Annotated in this window: 2 protein-coding genes; both read right to left on the bottom strand. The window is 34.9% G+C overall.

Features of this window, described 5'->3' with window-relative positions; translation table 11 throughout:
• Positions 1-581: sugar phosphate nucleotidyltransferase (locus ACYVAA_RS22895; RefSeq protein WP_460546402.1), on the bottom strand; the 581-nt coding region annotated here is incomplete at its 3' end.
• A 6-nt stretch (positions 582-587) separates the two neighbouring features.
• On the bottom strand, positions 588-1,229 hold the full coding sequence (locus ACYVAA_RS22890) for an acetyltransferase (RefSeq protein ID WP_460546399.1): 642 nt from the start codon (positions 1,227-1,229) through the stop codon (positions 588-590).
• Between the last annotated feature and the right edge of the window lie 19 nt (positions 1,230-1,248).

Here is a 1,248-nt window from a genome sequence, read left to right as displayed (position 1 = left end):
AAATTCAAGCTTTTGAGATAATATTCGATAAGATCTGCTTTGTAGTTCACCGAAATAAAGAACCTCTTAGAATCATGCCGGTAAAATTTCAAAAAAATCTCCTCTAGCATGCTTTTATCACCAATGGGGATAAGGGGCTTGGGCAAAACATTTGTGATCGGTTTTAATCTAGTGCCAAAACCTCCTGCCATTATCACTACGGGTAAATCGAATTTATTTAATGGCCGCTCCGTTTCATTTCCAAAAACATCCTCCCAAAAGATAACGTCTGAGATCTGTCCTAATTCATCGACAATAGGCATAAATTCAGCCCTTATCTTTAGCATTTTTGACTTGATCTCTTTTTCAGATTCCCAAGGAGACGCTACAATATTTTCGCTTATTAATATTTCTTCAATACAACGCTCTAAATCTACTCCTTTTAAAATAGCCCTTTGACAATCTCCAATAGATAACAATGAAACAAATTTATCTTCATTGTCTATTACTATTAAAAGCTTCTTTCTAAGAGAATCCATTAATTCAAGAGATTCTCTTATGGATATACGTTTATGAACTAATAAATCAGAAAAATCGACCATAATCAACTATCTTTTATTTAATAAAACCCTTTTTGCGGGAACACCTACATACGTACCTGGCTCAGTGATATTTTTAGTAACAACAGCTCCTGCCCCTACCACAGTATTTGAACAGACTATAAGTCCTGGTAAAATTGTTGCATTTGCACCTATATAACAACATTTTCCAATTTTGACATTCCCTAATACGACTGCATTGGGAGCTATTGTAGTATAATCTCCTATCTCAACATCATGCATAACATTACAATAGGTATTGAGACGTACAAAGCCCCCTACCTTGACATTACATGATATATTTACGAAAGATTGTACCATGACACCTTCCTTCAGTATAGCAGAAGGAGATAAATAAGAATTGGGAGAAATTAAATGGCAAAATTTATACCCTATATCTCTGTAAAACTTATGTAGTTTCTCTCTAATTTTTGGCTCATCAGGCACTAAAACAACATTTTTATCCTTAAGCCCAGCAAATTGAGCTTTGGCATTATCATCATTTCCCAAATATCTCACCCCGTAATTTCCACACATTTCAGCATCCTTATCGAATGCTCCAAAAATTACAAGATCACTTAAACCGCACAACTCCAACACTTCTGATAATACGCCAACCAGAATAGCGGGTCTTTTTTTCTTAGATTCCATTTAATGGGGTTTTAACAAC

Source organism: Echinicola sediminis, assembly GCF_054777495.1.
This window is presented reverse-complemented; position numbering and strand designations above follow the sequence as displayed.